This is a genomic window from Gammaproteobacteria bacterium (assembly GCA_017999615.1).
Lineage (GTDB): Bacteria > Pseudomonadota > Gammaproteobacteria > JAABTG01 > JAABTG01 > JAGNLM01.
Genome location: JAGNLM010000006.1, coordinates 81,905 through 99,356 on the forward strand (window position 1 = coordinate 81,905; position 17,452 = coordinate 99,356).

14 protein-coding genes are annotated in these 17,452 nt (G+C 70.1%); 9 read left to right on the plus strand and 5 right to left on the minus strand.

What is annotated here, in order from left to right:
* The first annotated feature begins 56 nt into the window (after positions 1–56).
* The 3 genes from KA217_07305 to KA217_07315 all read left to right on the plus strand — a co-directional run bounded on the left by KA217_07305 (position 57) and on the right by KA217_07315 (position 3,054).
* A complete protein-coding gene (locus KA217_07305; protein ID MBP7712253.1) occupies positions 57–2,003 on the plus strand; it encodes a transglycosylase SLT domain-containing protein in 1,947 nt (648 codons plus the stop codon).
* Positions 2,004–2,143: 140 nt separating this feature from the next.
* The gene (gene trxA / locus KA217_07310; protein ID MBP7712254.1) at positions 2,144–2,521 is read left to right on the plus strand and encodes a thioredoxin; all 378 of its coding nucleotides are present in this window, start codon (positions 2,144–2,146) and stop codon (positions 2,519–2,521) included.
* 5 nt (positions 2,522–2,526) lie between these two features.
* Complete coding sequence (locus KA217_07315; protein MBP7712255.1) at positions 2,527–3,054, plus strand: NUDIX hydrolase; 528 nt, start codon at positions 2,527–2,529, stop codon at positions 3,052–3,054.
* Positions 3,055–3,150: 96 nt separating this feature from the next.
* Here the strand turns inward: KA217_07315 and KA217_07320 are convergent, their stop codons facing one another.
* Together KA217_07320 and KA217_07325 are read right to left on the minus strand one after the other, a co-directional pair.
* Positions 3,151–3,756, minus strand: coding sequence for a hypothetical protein (locus tag KA217_07320; GenBank protein ID MBP7712256.1), 606 nt, complete (start codon positions 3,754–3,756; stop codon positions 3,151–3,153).
* Between the two features lie 181 nt (positions 3,757–3,937).
* A complete protein-coding gene (locus KA217_07325; GenBank protein ID MBP7712257.1) occupies positions 3,938–5,482 on the minus strand; it encodes a 2,3-bisphosphoglycerate-independent phosphoglycerate mutase in 1,545 nt (514 codons plus the stop codon).
* A 231-nt stretch (positions 5,483–5,713) separates the two neighbouring features.
* Here KA217_07325 and KA217_07330 point away from each other — a divergent pair, with 231 nt between their 5' ends.
* From KA217_07330 to KA217_07340, 3 genes are all read left to right on the plus strand, one after another.
* Complete coding sequence (locus KA217_07330; GenBank protein MBP7712258.1) at positions 5,714–6,292, plus strand: thioredoxin family protein; 579 nt, start codon at positions 5,714–5,716, stop codon at positions 6,290–6,292.
* Positions 6,293–6,313: 21 nt separating this feature from the next.
* Positions 6,314–6,877 (plus strand): DUF3365 domain-containing protein, encoded by a 564-nt coding sequence (locus tag KA217_07335; protein MBP7712259.1) that lies wholly within the window; start codon positions 6,314–6,316, stop codon positions 6,875–6,877.
* A gap of 66 nt (positions 6,878–6,943) precedes the next feature.
* A complete protein-coding gene (locus KA217_07340) occupies positions 6,944–7,936 on the plus strand; it encodes a hypothetical protein (GenBank protein ID MBP7712260.1) in 993 nt (330 codons plus the stop codon).
* A 24-nt stretch (positions 7,937–7,960) separates the two neighbouring features.
* Here KA217_07340 and KA217_07345 read toward each other — a convergent pair whose 3' ends face one another.
* Positions 7,961–8,449, minus strand: coding sequence for a DUF302 domain-containing protein (locus KA217_07345; GenBank protein MBP7712261.1), 489 nt, complete (start codon positions 8,447–8,449; stop codon positions 7,961–7,963).
* A gap of 251 nt (positions 8,450–8,700) precedes the next feature.
* On the opposite strand from KA217_07345, the gene KA217_07350 reads away from it, so the two are divergent.
* On the plus strand, positions 8,701–10,017 hold the full coding sequence (locus KA217_07350) for an outer membrane protein transport protein (protein MBP7712262.1): 1,317 nt from the start codon (positions 8,701–8,703) through the stop codon (positions 10,015–10,017).
* 115 nt (positions 10,018–10,132) lie between these two features.
* On the opposite strand, the gene KA217_07355 is transcribed toward KA217_07350, so the two are convergent.
* On the minus strand, positions 10,133–11,974 hold the full coding sequence (locus KA217_07355; protein ID MBP7712263.1) for a long-chain fatty acid--CoA ligase: 1,842 nt from the start codon (positions 11,972–11,974) through the stop codon (positions 10,133–10,135).
* A gap of 137 nt (positions 11,975–12,111) precedes the next feature.
* Here KA217_07355 and KA217_07360 point away from each other — a divergent pair, with 137 nt between their 5' ends.
* Positions 12,112–12,591, plus strand: a complete 480-nt coding sequence (locus KA217_07360) for a DUF2939 domain-containing protein (GenBank protein ID MBP7712264.1) — start codon at positions 12,112–12,114, stop codon at positions 12,589–12,591.
* 138 nt (positions 12,592–12,729) lie between these two features.
* On the opposite strand, the gene hrpA is transcribed toward KA217_07360, so the two are convergent.
* On the minus strand, positions 12,730–16,758 hold the full coding sequence (hrpA, locus tag KA217_07365) for an ATP-dependent RNA helicase HrpA (GenBank protein MBP7712265.1): 4,029 nt from the start codon (positions 16,756–16,758) through the stop codon (positions 12,730–12,732).
* Positions 16,759–16,859: 101 nt separating this feature from the next.
* Between hrpA and KA217_07370 the strand changes: the two genes are divergently transcribed.
* On the plus strand, positions 16,860–17,435 hold the full coding sequence (locus KA217_07370) for a GGDEF domain-containing protein (GenBank protein MBP7712266.1): 576 nt from the start codon (positions 16,860–16,862) through the stop codon (positions 17,433–17,435).
* Positions 17,436–17,452 lie beyond the last annotated feature (17 nt).

Here is a 17,452-nt window from a genome sequence, read left to right on the forward strand (position 1 = left end):
CCCCAGGACCGTCGCCGTCTCCCAGGGGCCTCACGCCCCCACTCGTCCTCGTCGCGGTGGCGGTCCTCACCCTGACTGCGCACGGGCCGCCCGCCTCTGGCCTCGCGCAGGCCGACTTCGCGGCCGAGGACGGCGCGAGCGTCTCCCGGCAGCGCACCGTATTCCTGCGGGCCGAGGAAGCCCTGCGAAGCCGCGACGGACCGCTCTACCGGAGTCTGCGGGCCCGGCTTTCCGACTACCCTCTGGCCCCGTACCTGGATTACTCCGAGGTCCGTCAGGACCTCTCGGCCACCGACCCGGGCAGTGTCCACGATTTCCTCGCCCGCCACGGCGACACACCCCTCGCCGACGCCCTCGCGCGAGATTGGCTGCGTCTCGCCTCGGAGCGGGGAGACGCCCCCGAGGTGCTGCGCACCTATCGCCCGACGAGCGACCCCGACCTTCGTTGCCGCTATCTTTCGGCCCTGCGCCAGAGCGGCGCGGGGGACGCCCTCGGCGAGATGCGCGAGGTCTGGCTCGTGGGCCGCCGACTCCCGGATTCCTGCGTCCCCGTCGTGGAGGCCTGGCGCGCGGCCGGGGGACTGACCGACGAGCTCGTGCGCGCCCGAGTCGTCCTGGCGATGGGCGCCGGACAGACCGAGCTCGCCCTGGAGCTCTCCCGGACCTTGCCTCCCCGCGAGGCCGAGACCGTCACGGCCTGGGTAGCCCTGCGCGCGGACCCCACGGCGCTCGCCGCCACCGACGCCCTCGCCGAGGACCGGGCGGACACAAGACGCATCGTCGTCGACGTCCTCGATCGCTGGGCGCGGCGCGACCCCAACGGCGCGGCCGGCGCGTGGGAGATGCTGCGGACCCGATACGCGTTCTCCCCGGAGGACATCGCCAGCGTCCGGGTGGCCATTGGCCGGGCGCTCGTCCGCAAGGACGACGCCCGCGCCCTCGACTGGCTGACGACCACCGAGCTGCCCTCCGGCGACGGACAGGCTCAGGAGGCGGCGGTCCTGAGCGCCCTGCGCCTCGGGCGCTGGGCGAGCGCGCTCGACTGGCTCCAGCGCATGCCCACCCCGGGGCGCGACTCCGACCGGTGGCGCTACTGGAAGGCGCGTGCCCTGGCCGAAACGGGCGACACCGCGGGCGCTGGCGCCGGCTTTGCCGACCTCGCATCCGAATGGAGCGTCTACGGCTTCCTCGCCTCCGATTGGCTCGGCCGGGAGTACTCACTCCTCAGCGTGCCCGTGCCCGCGGCGCCCGGGGACGTCGCTCGCGCCGAGGTGCTGCCCGGGGTCGAGCGCGCCCGCGAGTTGAGGGCGCTGGGGCGTTCCCCCGACGCGCGGCGGGAGTGGACCCGCCTGCTGCGCGAGCAGCCCGCCGAGCTGCTCCCCGCACTCGCCGTCGTGGCCCACCGTTGGGGGTGGCACGACCAGGCCATCGCCACCCTCGGCCGGGCCCGCGAGTACCGCGACCTCGAGATCCGTTTCCCCCTCGCGCACCGGGGGTCCGTGACGGCGCACGCCGAGGCCAACGGCGTCGACCCGGCCTGGGCCTACGGCGTGCTGCGCCAGGAAAGCGCCTTCTGGGCCGATGCACGCTCTCCGGCCGGCGCGCTCGGCCTGATGCAGCTTCTGCCCTCCACCGCCCGCGAGGTCGCCCGGCGACTCAAGGTCCGGGTCGAGGAAGCGACCCTCCTCGACTCGGACGTCAACATCCGACTGGGGACGGCCTACCTGGGGCGGCTCCGGGAGCGCCTGGGCGGCCACCTGGCGCTCGCCACCGCGGCGTACAACGCGGGGCCCCAGCGGGTGCGCAGCTGGCTGCCCCTCGGCCAGGAGCTCCCGACCGACCTCTGGATGGAATCGCTCCCGTTCCCCGAGACCCGTTCCTACGTACAGAAGGTCCTTGCCTACACGGTCGTCTACCGCAGCCGACTCGGGCTGACCGCCGAGCGTCTGAGCGACCGGCTCCCCGCCGTTCGTCCCCTGCCGGTTCCGGCCTCCGGACCCTGAGAGGACCACCGCGCCCCTGCAGGGCAAGGGGGCGACGCGCCGACCTTACCGAGCCCGCCACTGCCGGTCCGTAAGCTATCGGTTATACTCCGCGCCAACTCGCCAGGCCCGGGCCGTACCCGGACCGCAGACTGGAGGAAATCGTGGCTACCGTCGAGCTCACTCGCGAGAACTTCAAGGACACCATCGACAACAACAGCCTGGTCCTCGTGGACTTCTGGGCCGAGTGGTGCGGTCCCTGCCGCATGTTCGCCCCTACCTACGAAGACGTCTCCGAGCGGTATCCCGACGCGGTCTTCGGCAAGGTGAACACCGAGATGCAGCGCGAGCTCGCGCAGATGTTCGGGATCCGGTCCATTCCCACGCTCATGATCTTCCGCGACCAGATCATCATCTTCTCGCAGCCCGGGGCGCTTCCCAGTTCGGCCCTGGAGGACGTGGTCCAGAAGGCGCAGGCCCTGGACATGGACATGGTTCGCGAGCAGATCGCCAAGCAGCAGGCCAGCAAGGACGCCTGACCCCCTTGCCGGTATCCCGCCGCAGCCTGTACCACGGGCGAATCGTCGACTTCGGCATCGAGTCCATCGCGCAACCGGACGGACGCACCCTCGAAATCGAGGTCGTGCGCCATCCCGGGGGCGCAGCCGTGGTCGCGCTGGACGGCAGCGGGCGCATCTGCCTGCTGCGGCAATTCCGGGCGCCGCTCGAAGACTGGCTCTGGGAGCTCCCGGCCGGGAAAATCGATCCTCCGGAACCTCCGGAGGACACGGCGCGGCGGGAACTGGAGGAGGAAGCCGGACTCCGGGCGGGAACGTGGCGTTCCCTGGGCGCCATCGTCACGTGTCCGGGGTTCTGTGACGAGGTCCTGCACCTCTATCTCGCTACGGACCTGCAGCCTGCCCCATCCCGTCCGGAAGACGACGAATTCATCGAAGTGCACTGGTGGCCGCTCGAACGCGCCGCCGAGCAAGCGCGGAGCGGCGGTCTGAGCGACGGCAAGACGGTGGTGGCGGTGCTGCGGGCGCAGGCCCTGCTGGCAGCGGCGCGCTGAGCCGTCGCTCTCGCCCCAAACATCGGCCCGGCGGTGCGGCGCAGGTCCACGCCGCACCACCGATTTCAGACGGCTTCCCGCGGACTGCTTCTGGCCTCAGGGCACGGGGGCCCAGGGATTCTGGCGCAACATCCAGTCCTGGCTCGAGTCCCGGCCCGGCGGGTGCATCTCGCCCCCGTAAGCGGACCACGGCGTCGCCTGGCGGAACTGCTCTTCCATCTCCCGATGCTTTTCCTTGAAGAACTGGTCCATCCCATCCCGGGTGCGCGGCGTCGCGCTCATGGACTCTCCCCACGGTGTCCCGTGGTACGGAGCCAGCGGCCCCCAAGGATATCCGCCCTGCATTCCGGGGACGCCGTGGAACCGATCGAGCGTGTCGCGACGAAATTGACGGCGCCCCTCGATCCAATCCCGCCTGGCCTGCCCCCAAGGGTCCATGGCCCGAACCTGGGTGTCGATTTCCTGCCTGCGCTGCTCCACGAAGCGGTCCATCTCCTTGCGGGACGGAACCCCTTCGGGCTCGTCCCCGTGGCCGTTCAGGCCCTCGCGTTTCCCCGCGGGGTCTGCGGGCGCCGGCGCAACCGTGGAGGCGGGGGCGGCAGGGGCTGCTGCCGCCGTGTCGGCGGCGAACACCAAGCTGGCCGAGCCGGGACTCCCCAGCAGGGCGGCGGCCATGGCCCCCGCCAGTACCGTTTTCCTCATAAACATCTCCTGATCTGGCACTGCAAGCAGTCTGTTGCGCGCATTTTCCGCCCCGGCCTCCGGGTCGGCCCGCGGGGCGTGACAGCACGCTCGTAATATTAGCTGAGACTGATCGTTTCAGGACAAAGCAAGATTAGTTTTGAGCCATGTCATGGAAAATGCCGGTCCAGCACACATTGGCCTACAGGCGCACGGGCTGGAGCAACAGCGACTCCGCCGTCATCGCCGCAGGCTTGGGAAGACCGAGCAACTGCAGGACCGTCGGCGCGATCCCGGAGATACCGCCCCCCGTACGCAACCGCCAGGGGGTGCTGTCCACGATGAGGCAGGGTACCGGGTAGACCGAGTGCTGCGTCTGCGGCGTGCCCGTCACGGGGTCGACCATCTCGTCGCAGTTCCCGTGGTCCGCGGTCAGGATGACCGAATACCCGGCGGCGATTCCCGTTTCGATGACCCGCCCCACCTCCCGGTCGAGGGTCTCCACGGCCTTCAGGATCGCCTCGCGCACGGCCGTGTGGCCGACCATGTCCCCGTTCGCGAAATTCACGACGATGAACGCATAGACGCCGGTTCCAATCGCCTGGATGACCGTGTCGGCCACCTCCCGGGCGCTCATCTCCGGCTGCAGGTCGTAGGTGGCGACCTTGGGGGAAGGGATGACGACGCGGTCCTCCCCCGGGTGCGGCTCACCCTCCCCGCCGTTGAAGAAATAGGTGACGTGCGCCGCCTTCTCGGTCTCCGCGCAGTGCATCTGCCTCAACCCCGCCTGGCTCAGGATCTCGGCGAGCGTGATCTTTGGCCGGTCGTGCTCGAAGGCGACGGGCAACCCGTAGGTGGGGTCGTACTCCATCATGCAGGTGATGCGCACCGGCTCGAACCCGCCCCGGTCGAAGTGCTCGAAGTGCGGCCTGAACAGCGCTTCGGCCATCTGCCGGGGGCGGTCCTTGCGGAAGTTGAAGAAGACCACCTCGTCCCCGGGGAGCAGGGGCACCCCGCCGTCGATGACCGTCGGCAGGATGAATTCGTCCGTCTCGCCCTCGGCGTAGGCGGCCTCGATGGCGGCTCGCGCGGAGGCTGCCGACCTCCCCTCCCCCTGCACCATCGCGAGCCACGCCTTCCGGGTGCGGTCCCAGCGGTGGTCGCGGTCCATGGCGTAGTAACGCCCCGACACCGTGGCTACGGCACCGCCCGCCGCGTTCAGGGCGGCCTCGAGCTCCGGGAGATAGGCGAGCGCCGACTGGGGAGGAGTGTCCCGTCCGTCGGTCACCATGTGTACGAGCGGCTGCACCCCCTTCCCCCGGCACAACTCGACCAGGGCGAGCAGGTGGTTGAGGTGGCTGTGGACGCCACCGTCGGAGACGAGGCCCGTCAGGTGCAAGGGCCGGCCCTGCTCCGCCGCTCGGCCCACCGCCGCGAGCAGAACCGGGTCCTCGTAGAAGGTGCGGTCCGCGATCATCTCGTCGATCAGGACGAGGTCCTGGCGGACGATGCCGCCACACCCGAGGATCATGTGACCGACCTCGGAGTTTCCCATCTGCCCGTCCGGCAGCCCCACCGCGAGGCCCGAGGCCTCGAGCACGGTGTGCGGGTGGCGGCTGAAGAGGTCGTCGAAACGGGGGGTGGACGCCTCGATGACCGCGTTGTTGCGCTTGCCCGGATTCGCGCCAAAGCCGTCCATGATGACGAGCAGGACCGGACGGCGGGGTGCTCCGTGGGCGCTGGACATGGGTAACCTCAACCGGTTGACGGGAAAGGGCCCGGGGGAATCCTTGCGCGCCCCCAGGGTCTCACCCCACATACTCAGGGATCGCCCCGGGGCCTGGCAACCCCGCGCGGGCACAGGCACTTCAGGGGTTTCCTCCCCACAGGTGCGGAGCGCTCGCGACGAGCCACGGGTACGGGGCCGCCTCTGCTAGAATTTTGCCCGAACCCCGGATGCCTTCCAGGAGGAGACGTCATGGCCCGCACAGCCTCCACCATGCTCGACCTCGGGACGCCGGCGCCGGACTTCCGGCTGCCCGACGCCCTCGGGAATCCGTACGCGCTCGACGACTTTGCGGCCTCTCCCGCCCTCCTCGTGGTGTTCATGTGCAACCACTGCCCCTACGTGAAGCACATCCGCTCGGCTCTCGCCGACTTCGCGCGGGAATACGTGGGCCGAGGGCTTGCTATGGTCGGCGTCAACGCCAACGACGTGAGGAGCCACCCGGACGACCGCCCCGCGAAGATGGCCGAGGAGGTGCGGTCTGCGGGCTACGTCTTTCCCTACCTCTACGACGAGAGCCAGGCCGTGGCGAAGGCCTACCGTGCCGCCTGCACGCCCGACTTCTTCCTCTTCGACCGGGAGCGCAAACTGGCGTACCGGGGACAATTCGACGACAGTCGGCCCGGAAACGGCATTCCGATCACGGGGAAGGACCTGCGGGCCGCCGTGGACGCCCTGCTCTCGGGCCGCCCGGTCACCTCGGACCAGAAGCCGAGCCTCGGCTGCAACATCAAATGGAAGGCGGGCAACGAGCCCGACTATTTCGGCTGACCCTCAGAGAGGAGATACGCCATGAAGAAGACCCTGCTGGCCCTGGTGACCGCTGCGCTGGTGGCCACTCCTGCCTTTGCCGACGATGTCCAGGCCCGTCTGGAGGCAAGCCGGGCGGCCTCGAAACAGCTCCTCGAGGTGCTTCGCGACGAGATGCAGGCCGCTGTCCAGTCCGGTGGCGCCAAGGCAGGCGTCGAGGTCTGCCACGAGAAGGCCCAGGCCCTGACCCGGAAGATCGCCGAGGAGCGTGGCTGGCGTGTGGCCCGCACCAGCCAGAAGGTCCGCAACGAGAAGAACGCCCCGGACGCGTGGGAGGCCAAGGTCCTGGAGGACTTCGCACAGCGCAAGGCCAAGGGCGAGTCGCTCGAGAACATGGAGTATCACGCCGTGGTCGAGGAAGGTGGCAAGAAGACCTTCCGTTACATGAAGGCGCTCCCGATGGGCGGGGTCTGCTCCAACTGTCACGGCCCCGTGCTGAAGCCGGACGTCATCAAGAAGCTCGACGAGTACTACCCCAAGGACAAGGCCCGCGGGTTCCAGGTCGGGGACCTGCGCGGCGCCTTCACCATCAGCCAGCCGATGTAGCCCGCTCACGAGCCGGGCAGGCAAGCCCTCGGGGGAACTCCCGGGGGCTTCGCCCAGGATTCCCCAGTGGCCGTGTACTACGGGCGCACCGCGCGCCGCGTGCTCGAGCGTTTTCCACGTCTGCGGTACCCTCTCTGGGTGCTGGAGACACTCTCCCTGCTCGCCTTCTGGGGTGTGGCGGCGTCGCTCCCCCCGGAGCGGGCGAGCCGCTTGGGGCGCTGGCTCCTGGAGAGGCTGGGCCCTCGCCTGCACAAGCAGCGCCACGTCCTGCGCAATCTCCGGGTCGCTTTTCCCGGACACTCACCGCAGGAGCTGGCCCGGGTCGCGCGCGAGGTCTGGGGCAACCTCGGCGCCGTGATGGGCGAGTACCCGCACCTCGGTACGATCAGCCAGGTCGAGGGCGCACGCCGGCTCGAGATCGTGGTGGAGGAAGGGGCCTCGACCCCGACCGCGACGCGGCCCGTCGTCATGGTGACCGCGCACCTCGCGAACTGGGAACTGGCCGCGGGGGCAATGACCGGCGTCCTCGGCATCCCCCTGTCCGGCGTCTACGGCCCGCAGGAAAACCCCCTGGCGGACCGCCTGGTCCAGCGCTTCCGTCGCCGGGGACTCCGCTGCGGTCTCGTGGCCAAGGAGGCGAGCATGCGCCAACTCGTGCGGCATTTGCGCGAAGGCCGCTCGCTCGGACTGGTCGTGGACCAGCGTGTCGACGGGAGCCCGCTCGTCCCCTTCTTCGGTGTTCCCGCGGCCACCGCCGTGAGCCCCGCGCGCCTGGCCCTGCGCTTCGGCTGCGACCTGGTGCCCCTGCGGATGGAACGGCTGCCCGAGGCTCGGTTCCGGGTGACCTTCACCTCGCCCGTACCGGTTCCGGAGCGGGGCACCGACGACGAGAAGGCCCTGGAGATGACCCGGCGGCTGAACGTCCTCTTCGAGTCCTGGATCCGGGAACGGCCCGGCGAGTGGATGTGCATGAAGCGCCGCTGGTCCCTGCGGGAGGCGCGAAAGGCGCAGGCCGCCAGCGTGCCCCCCGCGGGCCAGGGGCAGCCGACGCCGCCCTGAACCGCGGGGTGGCGTTGCGGGGGCCTACAGGTCGCCCGCTGCCCCGGCCTGAATGACCTCGTTCAGGTCGTCGCGGATCTTCATCGCCTTCTTTTTCAGCTCAGGGGGAAGATTCGCCGCACCGATGAAGAAGTCCATGTTGACCATGATGAGCCAACCCTTCCCGTTCGCATCCTCGACGAGCGAGATGCGGCAGGGCATGTAGGCCGCGAAGTCCATCTGGTACTCGATCATCTCCCAGCCGATCCCGGCGTCGCAGAACTGGTAGATCTCCACCCGCCGGCTCTTGATCCCGAGTGCCTCCAGCTCCTTGTACATGGGCTGGTGGCTCACCATCTTCAGGTTGAGCGTGTTGGCGCGCAGCTTCATGGACTCCACGGCGTCGTCCATGGAGATGTTGTCCGCAATGGCCTTCTTGACCACGGTTTCGCCGATGTTCATCTGCGGCCCCGCGGCCATCGCGGCGCCCACGGAAAAGACGGCGAGTACCACCCCCAGCAGCATCTTTCGCATGACATGCCTCCATCCGGCGTTCTTTGGTTTTGAAATCGCGGGTCTCGAGACGCCCCCGCGACGGCCTGCCTAGCTTAGCATCGGTTAGCCCGAATGGGTGGTATGCCTCGGTCCCCGTCCGGCGTAAGATGATGATTGGCCTCGTTTCGTCGCGATGGGCGGCGGGATCGCAGGCCACCCCAGTCCCCGGCGGCATCCCGCCCCGGGCTGTTACGACAACAGTGACGAGGAACAGTTACGAGGGGGAACTCATGGGACAGGCATCAGCCGTGGCGGCCGCCGTTGCCGCCGCTATCGCCATGGCCGCAGAAGGCGCGGCTGCCGCGAGCTTCGGGCTGGTCGAGCACGGGGTGAGCGGGCTCGGCAACGCGTATTCCGGAGGCGCCGCCATCGCCGAGGACCCGACCACCGTCTTCTTCAATCCGGCAGGCATGACGCGTCTTTCCGGCACCCGGGCGAGCTTCGCCGTCAACTACATCAAGCCGTCCATCCAGTTCAAGAACCAGGGCAGCAACCTGGCCGGCCGCTTCCCCATCAGCGGGGGCGACGCGGGGGACGGGGGCGACGGGGTCTGGGTGCCCAACGCCTACCTGACGCACGCCGTGAGCGACCGGGTGACGCTCGGTCTCGGCATCGACGTCCCCTTTGGTCTCGTGACGGACTACAGCGACGAGTGGGTTGGGCGGTACCACGCGGTCAAGTCCGACCTCAAGACCATCAACGTGAATCCCTCGATTGCCGTGAAACTGGACCACGGGCTTTCGGTCGGCGCGGGGGTGAGCGCCCTCTACACCGACGTGACGCTCACCAGCATGGTCGATGTCGGTGCACTGGCGATGAGCAGACGCTTCCCTGGAGCAACGCCCGGGGCCTACGACGCCAAGGTGAAGATCTCCGGTGACGACTGGAGCTTCGGCTACAGTCTGGGCCTGCTCTACGAACTCAGCGAACAGACCCGTTTCGGCATGTCCTACCGCAAGTGGTTCAAGCCGAAGCCCGAAGGGGATGCCAAATTCGACTACGCCGCGAACACCCCGGCCCCGTTGGCCGCGTCGGGGTATTCCGACCATACGGAAGACGCCAGCGCGGAGGTCTCGCTCCCGGATTCCCTCTCCGTCAGCGCGTACCACGCCCTGACCCCCGAGTGGGCGGTGATGGCCGACGTCACCTGGACGAACTGGAGCCGGACCAAGTCCATCCCGATCGAGCTCGAGACCACCTCGAGCGAGCTTCACCTCGATTACAAGGACTCCTGGCGCTACGGCCTCGGGCTCACCTACACACCCAGCGGGGGTCCCTTCACCTGGCGTGTGGGCGTCGCCTCGGACGAGGAGCCCATCCGGAGCAGCGAGAAGCGCGGCCCCCGTCTGCCCGCAAACGACCGCATCTGGCTTGCCTTGGGGGCGAACTATCGCGTGACCGACAAGGTGAGCGTGGACTTCGGGTACGCGCACCTCTTCGTGGACGACGCGAAGATCAACAACACGAACGAATACGGGCACACCCTGAAGGGTGACTACGACCTCAAGGTCGACATCGTGGGCCTGCAGCTGAACTGGCAGATGTGATGAGACGGTGCCCGGTCAGGAGGTACCGGATCTCCTGACCGACCGCGCCAGGGAGTGCTCTCAGGCTCCCTCGGGGCCAATGCCCGCGTGACCGTGCGGAGTCAGCCCCCCGGAGTCAGGCCACCCGCCGGCGCGCGCGGGTTGGCCCTTCCTCGTAGACCTTGTCGATGCGCTCCTGGAACCTCTCCACGACCCGGCTGCGGCGCACCTTCATCGTGGGGGTGAGCAGCCCGTTGTCCACTGTCCAGGCCTCGGTCGACAGGACCAGGCGCCGGATCTTGGCGTAGCCCGGGAACCCCCGAACCTGCCGGTCCACCCGGGCCTGCGCCGCGCTGGCGACCCGCGGGTCCTCGAGGCTCTCCGGTGCGGCCGGGTCGAGATCGAGCTTCTCCGCGAGCCTGCCCCACTCCTCGGCGTTCAGCACCAGCACCGCGCTGAGGAAGGCACGCCCTTCCCCCACCACCATCGCCTGGTCGAAGAGGTCGTCGAGGGTGATGGCGACCTCCATGTCCACGGGCGGCACGTTCTCCCCGTTGGAGAGCACGAGGATGTCCTTCAGGCGGCCCGTGATGTAGATGCGACCCTCCCGCAGGGCCACCTTGTCGCCCGTGTGGAGCCAACGGTCCCGGGTGAGCACCTGGCGGGTGGCCTGCTCGTCGCCCCAGTACCCCCGCATCACGCCGGGACCACGCACCAGCAATTCGCTGTCTTCCCCGAGCCGCAGCTCGATCCCCGGTAGCGGGGGGCCCACACTCGCCGGGTCGTTGAAGTTGAGGGTGTTGACGCTCACCACGGGGCTGGTCTCGGTCAGCCCGTAACCCTGAAGCACCGGCAGCCCCAACCCCACGAAGAGGCGCGCCACCGGCGCGGGCAACGCGGCACCGCCGCTCACCGCGATCCGCAGGCGCCCGCCCATGCGCGCCAGCACCTTCTCCGCCACGAGGCGCCTGAGGAGCGGCCAGAGAAGGAGAGAAGGAGACCAGCTCGCTCGGCGCTGCTGCACCTCGAAGCGCCGCCAGCCCACGTTGACGGTGGACTGGAAGAGGCGGCGACGCAGGGGGCTCCCCTTCTCCAACTGCTGCTGGATTCGGGCGTAGAAGCGCTCGAAGATGCGCGGCACGGCGATCAGCGCCGTCGGCCGCACCTGCTCCAGGTCCTCCGCCAACTGCTGGACCGAGCGGCTGAAGGCCACGGTCGAGCCGGTGATGAGGGGCAGGTAGTACCCCCCCGTCCGCTCCAGCATGTGGGAGAGCGGCAGGAAGGACAGGAAGACGTCTTCCCGATGGATGTCGATGACCTGCGTCGCGGCCTGGGCCACGGAGGAGATGTTGCGGTGGCTCAGCATCACGCCCTTCGGCCGCCCCGTGGTGCCCGAGGTGTAGACGATGGAGGCCAGGGCGTCCGGGTCTCCGTCCCGGACGGCAAGGGGTTGCGTCTCCCCGGGCAAGCGCTGGCTCAACTCGGCGACACGCTCGTCGGGGGACGAACCTTCGCTGGAACGCCCCTCGGAGAGCAGCAACACCCGCTGCAGCGCCGCGGCCTCCGCGAGGTGCGGCGCCAGGCGGCGCCACGCCGCCGCGTCCTGCACCAACAGCAGGCGCGCGCCGGAGTCTTTCAGGATGTGCGCGACGTTGTCGGGCCGGTCGTCCACATAGAGTGGCACCGTGACGAGCCCGAGACCGAGGGCCGCCTGGTCGAAGATCACCCACTCGGGGGAGTTCCTGAGGGCGAGGGCCACCCGGTCACCGGGGTGTAACCCCTCCTGCCCGAGCACCACCTGCCAGCGCCCGACCTCGCGCGCGACCTCGCTCCAGGTGAGGTCACGCCACTGCGAGCTCCCCCGGTCGAAGGACCGGTACGCGAGCGTCTCCGGGGTGCGGTGCACACGCTCCCGGAACAGGCCGTCCAGAGTCTGGGCTACACCGGGCCCGATGACATCCTTCGTCCAAACGGACATGATTCACCTATGGCGCCGCAGCGGCTCGAGTGCAAGAATGGATGCTGAAGACTGCCACAAGTCACTGAAAGTTGTCCACTATCCCGACGCACTGACTGTGCTAGGATCACACGCTCCGAAAACCCAGGGGGGTTCCCATGCGTTACCTGTTCGCACTGGTCGTTCTCGCCGCACTGATCTTCGGCGGCTGGCCTTATTACACCTACTATCGCCTGGATGGCGCCCTTGCCGCTCGTGATGATCTTGCGATGGCTCAATTGATCGACCTGGATGCCGTGCGCCAGAACGCCAAGGCGGTCAGCGAGCGCCGGCTGCAGCAGCAGCTGCCGGGTCAGGACCCGGTGAGCGCGCTCGTCCGCGACGGTGCCCGGCTCGTGACCCGGACCGTGACCCCCGACGCCACCCTGGACAGCGTGCGTGAGATGCTCCGGGGGCCGGCGGCGAAGGCCGATCAGCCCTACCCGTCCCTCGTTGGCCGCACCTCGTTCGCCTTCTTCGAGTCGCCCACGCGGTTCGTGGCACGCCTCGGGGAGTTGAGCGACCCCATGACCTTCGTGGTGATGAGCTTCAAGGATTGGCGCTGGCGCGTCACGGAGGTTCACGCCTCCGGGTCCTGAGCCCTCGGCTCCGGGCCGAGCTGAGTCCCGCCGGGGCGAGGTCCTTCGCGGCCCGCTCCCGGTGGTTGGTCGCTCCTCGTCAGTTCGCCGCGTCCCTCGGGTATGCCCCGCCAGCAGCGCCGGCATCCGCTGGGGTGCTTACGGATTGTGGGCAGGGGCGGCCCGCTGCCGCAAGTCGTCCCACAGCCTTGCCAGGCGGGTGGGCGACACGGGCACGGCGGTCCGCATCTCCTGGGCGAACAGGGACACCCGGAGCTCCTCGAGGAGCCAGCGCAGCTCCTCGAGCGCGGGGTCGTGTCCCCGCCGTGCGCGGAGCTCCACGAGGGCCTCGCGGCAGGGCCCCCACAGTCTGTCGACGACGGCCTGGCGCCCTGCGTCCCGGCCGACCTCCCCGGGCAGGCGCGCGAGGCGGGTGAGCACGGCCTTCAGGTAGCGCGGCAGGTGCTCGAGCCAGCGCTCGGGGGTGTCGCGCACGAACCCGCGGTACACCAGATGCCGCAATTGCTCGCGGACGTCCTCGCGCGCCGGGGTCAGCGCGGGTGATGCGAGCGCCTCGAGCCGCCCCGCGGCCTCCCGGTACAGCCTCAACGTCTCCCCGACCTGCTGGACGACCCGGGTTGCCACCTCCTGCATCCGCGCCCGTCCTCCCTCCCTGCGCGTGCGGTAGGCGCTCTCCGATCGCACACTCGCGTCGGGCAGGAAGCTGCGTTCCACGACCACGCGCAGGACGTGGCGCCGGAGCTCGGCACAGGGTCCACCCTCCCCCTCGCCCTGACCCTGGGGCGCGCCCCAGGGCGACGGCCCTAGCGTGCCGTAGGCGAGGCACAGGGTGTCCATCCGCGGCAGACGGCGCTCCATGGCGCTGAGCTGCGGCGCCAGATCCAGCAGGAAGAGGCGCAGGAGCCCCTCCCGGTGGACCGCCCGGGCCTCGGCCAGCGAGCCGAAGACGCGCACCGACACGCCCGTCGCCCCGTCCCACAGCGCGGGGTAGCCGACGACCGGCACGCCCCCGAGGACGGCCTCGACCTGATCCGGCAGGTCCCCGAACACCCAGTGCCGCCCGCTCTCGCGCGGGAGGCCCGGCCAGTGGGCCGCGTCCAGGCCGGAGAGGACGGCCTCGGCAAGCTCGGCCTGCAGGTGCCCCAGGTCCCGGCCCGACGTCAGCACCTCGCCCCCGGGGTCCAGCACCTCGAATCGCATCCGCAGGTGGGCGGGCAGCTCCACCTGGGACCAGGCGCCCGGTGGCACGGGCACTCCGGTCATGCGCAGCAACTCCCGTCCGAGGGCCTCGTGCAGGGAGCCCCGGGGCGGACCCAGGGCTTCGGCGCAGGCACGGGCGAAGTCGGGGGCGGGAACGTAGTGCCGGCGGGCCGGGCGCGGCAACGCCCGGATGAGCGCCGTCAGCTTTTCCTGGAGGAGCCCCGGCACCAGCCAGTCGAAACGCGCCGGGTCGAGCGCGGGCAGCAGCACCAGCGGCACCCTCGCGGTCACCCCGTCGGCCTCGTGGCCCAGCTCGAACCGGTAGGTCAGGGGGATGAGCCCGCCGGCCGCCTCGAGGCTGTCGGGGAAGCGTTCCGGCCCCACCCCTTGCGCCCCGTGACGCATCAGCTGCGCGCGCGTCAGGAACAGGCGCTCGGGGTCCTCGGGCTCGACGCCCCTGCGCCAGGCCTCCAACTGACGTTCGCTCGCCACCTCGTCCGGGACCCGCTGATCGTAGAAGGCGAAGACCACCTCGTCGTCCACCAGGATGTCCCGCCTCCGCGCCCGCTCCTCCAGGCCGGCGACCTCGGCGAGCAGCGCCCGATTGTGGGCGAGGAAGGGCGCCGGCGGCCGGTAGTGCCCTTCCACGAGGGCCGAGCGCAGGAACACCTGCCGCGCCCCCTTCGGGTCGACCCCCTGGTAGTGCACGCCCCGGCGCGTCACCAGGGGCAACCCGTAGAGGGTCACGTCCTCGAACGCCAGCACCTCGCCCGGGTCCGGGTCCCAGTGCGGGTCGGAGACGTGCCGCCGGATCAGGTGCTCCGGGGCCAGCGGCTCGACCCAGGCCGGGTCGATCGCAGCGGCGTTGCGGGCAAAGACGCGCGTGGTCTCCACCAGCTCCGCGGCCACGACCCACTTCGGCCCCTTCCCCGCCAGACCCGACGAGGGGTGCAGGTGGAAGACCGTGCCCCGCGCCCCGCGGTAGCTCCCGTCCTCGCGCCGGACCCCGATCTGCCCGAGGAGCCCGGAGAGCAACGCCCGGTGGATGGCCGCAGGCTCGGCCGGGGTCGCGCCCGTGCGCAGTCCCATGTCGTGCAGCAACAAGAGGACCTGCTGGTGGGTGTCGTGCCACTCCCGCATGCGCACGTAGGAGAGGAAACGGTCGCGGCAGAGCTGGCGGAGTTTTGCCCGGGACAGGTGGCGCGCCTGCTCGTGGTAGAAATCCCAGAGCCGGAGCAGGCCGAGGAAGTCCGACCCGGAGACCTGAAACTCCCGGTGGGAGGCATCGGCCGCCGCCCGCGCGGCGAGCGGGCGCTCGCGCGGGTCCTGGACCTCGAGGGCGCTGACGATGATGAGCACCTCCGCGAGGCAACCCAGATCCCGGGCGGCCAGCAGCATCCGGCCGAGGCGCGGGTCGACCGGAAGCCTCGCGAGGTCACGCCCGAGGGGGGTCAGCCGCCGCTCCCGGTCCACCGCCCCGATCTCGGCCAGCAACCGATACCCGTCGTTCACGAAGCGCGGGTCCGGCGGGTCCACGAACGGGAACCGGTCCACCGCCCCGAGGCCCAGGGCCTCCATCCGCAGGATGACGGCCGCCAGATTCGTGCGCAGGATCTCGGGGTCGGTGAAGGCGGGCCGAAGGGCGAAGTCGGCCTCGTCGTAGAGGCGAACGCACACACCCGGACCCAACCGCCCGCAGCGGCCCTTGCGCTGGTCCGCGGCGGCCTGGGAGATGCGCTCCACGGGCAGACGCTGCACCTTCGTGCGGTGGCTGTAGCGGCTCACCCGCGCGAGTCCCGTGTCCACCACGTAGCGGATCCCGGGAACGGTGAGCGAGGTCTCCGCCACGTTCGTGGCGAGCACCAGCCGGCGTGCACCGGAAGGCCGAAACACCCGTTCCTGCTCCGCCGTGCCGAGCCGGGCGTAGAGAGGAAGGATCTCGGTGGCCGGCGGGTGGTGCTTGCGCAGGGCCTCGCTGGTCTCCCGGATCTCCCGCTCCCCGGGCAGGAACACGAGCACGTCCCCTGGTCCTTCGCGGGTCAACTCGTCGACCCCGCTCAGGATCGCCCTCGTGAGGCCCTGGTCGCGCTCGTCGTCGTCCTCGCCGGCGACCGGCCGGTAGCGGACCTCGACCGGGTAGGTGCGCCCCGGGACCTCGATCACGGGGGCCCCGCCGAAGTGGCGCGAGAACCGCTCCGGGTCGATGGTGGCGGACGTGACGACGACCCTCAGGTCGGGCCGACGGGGCAGCAGGCGGCGCAGGTAGCCCAGCAGGAAGTCGATGTTCAGGCTGCGCTCGTGGGCCTCGTCCACGATCAGGGTGTCGTAGGCGAGCAGCTGGCGGTCGGACTGGACCTCGGCCAGCAGGATGCCGTCCGTCATCAACTTGACGGCGGTCTCCGGCCGGGTCCGGTCACTGAAACGCACCTTGTGCCCCACGAGACTCGGACCCTGGGGGCCGAGCTCCTGCGCGATCCGGGCAGAGACCGTCCGGGCGGCGATGCGCCGGGGCTGGGTGTGCCCGATGACGCCCGTGACGCCGCGCCCGAGGGCGAGGCAGAGCTTGGGCAGCTGGGTGGTCTTGCCCGACCCCGTCTCGCCACACACGACCGTCACGGGATGGGCGGTGATCGCCTCGGCGATCGCATCGAGGGAGGCCGTGATAGGAAGCGCGGCCGGAAACTCGATGGCCGGCACCCGGGCGCGCCGTTCCTGCGCTCTCGCGCGCGAGGCCTCGAGTTGCGCTGTGGCCCGCTCCAGGCCCTCGCCGGCAGGCTCCCCCGAGAGGACCCGCTTGCGCAGCGCGAGCAGGGTGTGGCGCAACCGCTCCCGGTCTCTCCCCATGCAGCCGGGGAGCTCCCGCAGCAGCGCCTCCACGGCGCCGCGGGCCGTTCCCTCTTGCGTAAGGTTCCGCTGCCGCCCGCCGATATTCACAGCCGAGATCCGCGCGTTTCCGGTCCCCTGCATTCACGACCTGCGCGCCCCGAGCCGCGCCGTCGGCCTGCCCCACCGGGCGGGACGAGGGTCCACGGCCCGGCAGTCCCCATCTCGCTGTCGAGGGAGGCAGGATGACCGAAGCCCAGTGCCCAGCTCAAGCGGCCTCGGCCGAGTCTGCGTACACGGCGGAGCAGATGCGGGAGAGCCGCACTCAGTCCGTAACCGACGCCCTGACGCGGGTCATGAACCGGCGCGCCTTCGACCGGACACTCGGGCAGGCCATCGAGGAGGCTCGAGGAAACCCGCTCTGTCTCGTCATGGTAAACATCGACCACTTCAAGCGGATCAACGACACCTTTGGGCACTTGGTGGGGAACAAGGTGTTGAGTGTGATCGCCGAACTGCTCGGCAAGGGCGTGAAGGGCCGCGACACGGTCGCCCGCTACGGGGGCGAGGAATTCGCGCTGATCCTCCCCGACACCCCCCTCGACGGAGCCCGCTCGGTGGCCGAGGCAGTGCGCAAGACCATCGAGCGCAGCCGACTGAAACGCACCGACACCGGCGAGCCCGTCGGGGTCGTCACGGTCTCCCTGGGCGTGGGCCGGCACCGGCACGGAGAGTCGGCGGAGGATCTCGTCCACCGCTGCGGCATCGCGCTCCGGCAGGCCAAGCGCAGCGGCCGCAACCGCGTCGCGCTGGCGCCCTAGGGCGGCAGGACGTCGGG